We start from the raw sequence: 4,765 nt of genomic DNA on the forward strand, positions 1-4,765 counted from the left end.
GGTCGAGCAGGACGAACAACGGCTCGCCGACGCCGCCGCCGCACTGACGACCGCACGCACGAAGGCCGCGGGAGACCTCGCGAAGCGTGTGACGGCCGAGCTGAAGTCGCTCGCGATGGCCGGTGCGACCCTCGTGGTCGAGGTCACCGACGCGGGCGAGTACCGCCGGCACGGACGTGACCAGGTCGCGATCCTGCTCCAGCCGCACTCGGGCACCGACCCGCGACCGATCGGCAAGGGGGCGTCCGGCGGCGAGCTCTCCCGCGTGATGCTCGCGATCGAGGTCGTGATGGCCGGCAGCACCACGGTGCCGACGTTCGTCTTCGACGAGGTCGACGCCGGTGTCGGCGGTGCCGCGGCGATCACTCGGGGTGGCGCGAGGGACGGTGGTCGCGGCGTACGACCAGTTGGACGGCGAGGGGTACATCCGGACGCGGCAGGGGGCGGCTGCGGTGGTCGTCGGCGGGGGCGGCGCTGGGACGGTTCCGTCGGCGGAGGGCAGCCGGGCCACGGGTGGCGGCGGCCGCGCCACTCCCGTGGGCGGCCCGGCCACGGGTCGCGGTGGCCGGGCCACGCTCGCGGGCGACCGCGCCGCGGGCGATGGCAGCACGACCGCGCCGCCTGCGATCCGCCGGGTCCCGCATCCCGGCACCGCGGTCCTCGACGCACGTCCCGGCATCCCCGCCGTGACGGCGATCTCGCAGCGCGACTGGCGTGCCGCCTGGCGGGCGGCAGCGGACGCCCCGCTGCGGAACGGCCTGTCCGACCCGCTCGGGCTCCCGGAGCTCCGCACGCAGATCGCCGCCCAGCTCGGGCTCACGCGCGGCTTCTCGCCCGACCCCGAGCGCGTGGTGGTCACGGCGGGCACCTCGGACGCGATCTCCGTCGTCACCGAGGGCCTCCGCACGCTCCTCGGTCGCTCGCCCCGCGTCGCCGTCGAGGACCCCGGCTACCCCACCGGGCGTCGCGCGGTGACGTCGGCCGGCGGCACCGTGCTCGGCGTGCCGGTCGGGGCGGACGGCCTCGACCTCGACGCCCTCGCGGCGCTGCCGCCCGTGGACGCCGTGATGGTCACGCCGACGCACCAGTACCCACTCGGCTCGGTGATGCCCGTGGCCCGACGCCGGTCGCTGCTCGACTGGGCGACTCGGACGGGGACGCTCGTCCTCGAGGACGACTACGACTCCGAGTTCCGGCACCGGGGCAGTCCGGTCCCCGCCCTCGCCGCGCTCGACCGGGCCGGCTCCGTGCTGCACCTCGGCGGCTTCTCGAAGACCTTCGACCCGCGGTTGCGGTGTTCCTGGATCGTCCTGCCCGCGGCCGAGGACGACCGCTCCGCGGCGGTGCTCGCGGCGCGCCGGGCCCGCGGTCCGGTGGTCGCCGAGCCCGTGCAGGTCGCGGTGGCGCACCTCCTGCGGTCCGGCGCGCTCCGACGTCACCTCGGTCGGGTCCGCCGCGACGCCGCACACCGGCGGGAGCAGGTCCTCGCCCGGGTGGGCGCCTCCGGGGGCGCCGGACTGGAGGCCCGTGCCCTGGACGGCGGGCTGCACGCGGTGGTCACGTGGCCGGGTCCGGCGACGGGGCACGCGGTGGTCGACCGGATGGCGGCGCTCGGGGTCCTCGTGGCGGCGCTCGACGACTACGGCGTGCGGCCCGGCAGCCTGCCGACGGGGGTCGTGCTCGGGTACGGGGCGCTCACGTCGATCGAGCTCGACCGCGTGCTCGGCCTGCTCGTGTCGGCGATCGCGGCGGGCTGAGCGCGGTTAGGGACGACCGGCCTGTGCGGCCGCGGCGGCTGAGGCGGAGCGCGGCGGGGGTGCCGGCGGTCGGACCGCGGCTTCGAGAGGCGACGGCGTCAGCGCCGCAGGTGCGCCCGGACCCGCTCCTGGACGGCCGCGGCGTCGTGGTGGTCCCACACCGCGAAGTGGGTCCCGCCCGGCAGCCGCACGAGCTCGGCGCCGGAGATCTCACGCTCCGCCCGCTCGCTGTGCTCGGGGAGGACGTCGGCGTCCGCGTCACCGTGGACGAGGAGCGTCGGCGTCTGCACCGACCCGAGGTCGAGCGTCGTGATCGCACCGAGGTTCTCGACGTCGTTCCGCCACCCGTCGCGGTGCGGACCCGAGCTGTTGCCCGTGGCGGCGAGGTCGAGGACGAACCGCCGACGGACGGGGTCCGCCATGACGTCGCGGACGTGCGCGTCGAGGGCGTCACCCCGCAGCGAGCTGACGCCCGCGACGGCCGAACGGACGACAGCGGCCGGGGCGACACGGGCGGCCAGCGCGGAGAGTGCGGCGCCGGGCCGGGTCTGCGTGACGAACCACTCGGCCGGGGTCGCCCGCGGCGGCGCCCACCGCGCGGAGAGACCCGCAGCGACGACGAGCGACGAGACCCGCTCGGGGTGCTGGATCGCGAGCCGGTAGGCGCTGGGCCCGCCGCCCGACCACGCGAGCACGCCGACGCGCTCGATGCCGAGCCGGTCGAGCAGCGCGACCGCCCGGTCGGCATCGTCGTCGAGGCTGCTGCGGCCGTGCCGGACCGGCGTGCCGAGGTACCCGGGACGGGAGACCGTCACGACCCGGAAGCCGTCGGACGGCAGGAAGCGGGCCATCACGTCCGCGGTGTCCACCCCACCGGGGGTGCCGTGCAGGACCAGCACCGGCTGCCCTTCGCCGCGGACGCGGACGACGTCCCGCCGCATGCCCCGTACGGAGCCGCTCGAGGTCGGTCCGGGGCGGGTGTCGGGCTGCATGCCTCGACGCTAGCCGCGCTCCCCCATCAGTGCGCTCGGGATCCGCGGAGAGGACGCACTGGAAGACGGTCAGCGGACGACGGTCCGACCTCGCAGCCGCAGGGTCTCGGCCGGGTACTCCCCGAACTCCTCGTGGTACGCGCCGGAGAACCGCCCCATGTGCTTGAACCCGCAGGACAGCGCCACCGCACCCACCGAGGAGACGTCGGGGTCCGCGAGCTGCAGGCCGAGCCGGGCCTTCTCGAGGCGGATCTCCCGGAGGAACGCCATCGGGGTGAGTCCCTCGTGCCGCTGGAACCCCTCCTGGAGGGTCCGGACGCTGACCCCTGCCGCCTCGGCGATCTCCGGCACGGTGAGCGCTCGGTCGAACCGCGCGTGCATGAAGGTCTTGGCGCGCTGCACGCCGTTGGCGTGCGGGCCCGCTACGTGGCCGTCCGGCATGGGCTCGAACGCGGCGAGCACCGCCTCCGCGAGCATCAGGTCGAGGGCGTCGCGGGTCTCACCGACCGTGGACCGGTCGAACAACGCCGGCGCGACGGCCCGGACGACCTCCTGCAGCGGGCCGAGCCGCTCCGGTTCGACGACGATCGGCAGGTTGAGCGGGCGCGGCGCGGCGTCGGAGTCCTTCGTCGCGACCGCTTCGAGGAAGTCCGCGGTGAAGTGCACGAAGTGGTGCGTGCCGGGGACGGCGTCGATCGCGAACTCCCGTCCGGCGGGGAAGGCCACCGGGACGGCGGGCCGCATCGTGACGGAGTCGGGCCGATCGGCGTCGATCACCGTCCCACCGTCCACGGCCCACAGGAGGACGTACTGGCGTTCGGGCTGCAGGATGCCGGTCAACCGCGAGGTCGACGACGCCGTCCGGAGGCTCACCCGCCCGTCGCTCATCGTCCGGTAGCGCAACCCGAACCCGCTGTGGTCGTCGAAGCGCAGGTCGCGGCCGTTGTGGACCTCGCGCATGAGCACCACGGCTTCGTGCGGGTCGGTGACCGTGCGGACGACCTCTTCTGCCGAATGACGACGGGTCCGGGCCGCGCCGTTCACCGGGTCCTCGATCCGCTCGTCGCCTCGGGCCACCGCAGGTCGGCCAGCGACGGCGTGGGCAGGGTCTCCTCGACCGCCCGACCGCGACGAGCGGCCTTCCGGAGGCCCCGGTAGGTGGTGATGCGGGCCGGCTGGACCGCGTCGTCCGACTCGTACTTGGTCATGGTGTGCTCCCTGAATCCACATCATGGTGCCCGTGCACGTCGCACCACTTGGTCGATTCACGCACTTGCTGGACACAGAACGGACTAGTTGCTAACTCGGACGCTACGCGCGCGGCGGAGGTCGCACACGGACCGAGCACTCAGGCAGACGCGATCCGCGCCATCCGGATGGGGCCGGCCTGGAGGCACGCCGCCGGTCCGCCGCCCACGTCCTCCCCGGCGTGCGCTCGACGGATTGTTTGCATAGAATACGAACATGTTGATCACCGTCGATCCCGCGGCCCGGGTGTCCCTCGCGGAGCAGGTCGCGGCCCAGGTGCGTGTCGCGATCGCCCGTGGCGATCTCGCAGCCGGTGACCGGTTGCCGTCGGCCCGGGACCTCGCCGCGTCGATCGACGTCAACATGCACACGGTGCTCCGTGCCTACGCGCGACTGCAGGAGGACGGGCTCATCGAGCTGCGACGGGGGCGTGGCGCGACGGTGCTCCGCTCCGGGAACGCCTCGTTCGACCGACTCCGCAGCCTCGTCGGGGAGCTCCGTGACCAGGCGGACGCCCTCGGGGTGCCGCTCGACCAACTGATGACGATGCTCCAGGGGGCACGATGACGACCGCACGGACGACCACGGGCATGCGACTCGCGGCGATGGCACCGAGCACGGTGGCGCTCGGCGCCCTGGCAGTGGCCGGGGCGGTGACGGCGCCGCAGCTGCCGAGCCTGGTGGCGACGCACTTCGGCGCGGACGGACGGGCCGATGGGTTCGGCTCACCGTGGCCGTTCTTCTGGATCGCCCTGGCGGTGTGTGCGG

6 protein-coding genes and 1 pseudogene are annotated in these 4,765 nt (G+C 74.7%); 4 read left to right on the forward strand and 3 right to left on the reverse strand.

The features are described from left to right. Both I59_RS23650 and I59_RS15595 read left to right on the forward strand, forming a co-directional pair. Window positions 1–373 (forward strand): annotated as a pseudogene (locus I59_RS23650) (DNA repair protein RecN); the annotation flags it as partial. Between the two features lie 313 nt (window positions 374–686). Then, entirely contained in the window at window positions 687–1,757 is a 1,071-nt protein-coding gene (locus I59_RS15595) for a PLP-dependent aminotransferase family protein (protein WP_222835027.1), read from the forward strand. Window positions 1,758–1,855: 98 nt separating this feature from the next. Here I59_RS15595 and I59_RS15600 read toward each other — a convergent pair whose 3' ends face one another. The 3 genes from I59_RS15600 to I59_RS22970 form a co-directional block, all read right to left on the reverse strand. Then, the gene (locus I59_RS15600; RefSeq protein ID WP_083882172.1) at window positions 1,856–2,749 is read right to left on the reverse strand and encodes an alpha/beta fold hydrolase; all 894 of its coding nucleotides are present in this window, start codon (window positions 2,747–2,749) and stop codon (window positions 1,856–1,858) included. A 69-nt stretch (window positions 2,750–2,818) separates the two neighbouring features. Next, window positions 2,819–3,826: a helix-turn-helix transcriptional regulator gene (locus I59_RS21080; protein ID WP_022904666.1), complete on the reverse strand. Its 1,008-nt coding sequence runs from the start codon at window positions 3,824–3,826 to the stop codon at window positions 2,819–2,821. Further along, window positions 3,790–3,957, reverse strand: coding sequence for a hypothetical protein (locus I59_RS22970; protein WP_022904667.1), 168 nt, complete (start codon window positions 3,955–3,957; stop codon window positions 3,790–3,792). The genes I59_RS21080 and I59_RS22970 overlap by 37 nt, the downstream gene beginning before the upstream one ends. 256 nt (window positions 3,958–4,213) lie before the next feature. Between I59_RS22970 and I59_RS15615 the strand changes: the two genes are divergently transcribed. Together I59_RS15615 and I59_RS15620 are read left to right on the forward strand one after the other, a co-directional pair. Beyond that, complete coding sequence (locus tag I59_RS15615; RefSeq protein ID WP_022904668.1) at window positions 4,214–4,564, forward strand: GntR family transcriptional regulator; 351 nt, start codon at window positions 4,214–4,216, stop codon at window positions 4,562–4,564. Continuing rightward, window positions 4,561–4,765 (forward strand): DUF1648 domain-containing protein (locus I59_RS15620; RefSeq protein WP_031274072.1); only part of this gene is annotated, 205 nt, incomplete at its 3' end. The genes I59_RS15615 and I59_RS15620, both read left to right, overlap by 4 nt.

It is taken from the genome of Curtobacterium sp. B8, assembly GCF_000333315.1.
Lineage (GTDB): Bacteria > Actinomycetota > Actinomycetes > Actinomycetales > Microbacteriaceae > Curtobacterium > Curtobacterium luteum.

Coding starts and splice junctions, on each gene's coding strand:
- I59_RS15600 (WP_083882172.1), bottom strand. CDS start 2,749: ATGCAGCCCGACACCCGCCCCGGACCGACCTCGAGCGGCTCCGTACGG.
- I59_RS22970 (WP_022904667.1), bottom strand. CDS start 3,957: ATGACCAAGTACGAGTCGGACGACGCGGTCCAGCCGGCCCGCATCACC.
- I59_RS15615 (WP_022904668.1), top strand. CDS start 4,214: ATGTTGATCACCGTCGATCCCGCGGCCCGGGTGTCCCTCGCGGAGCAG.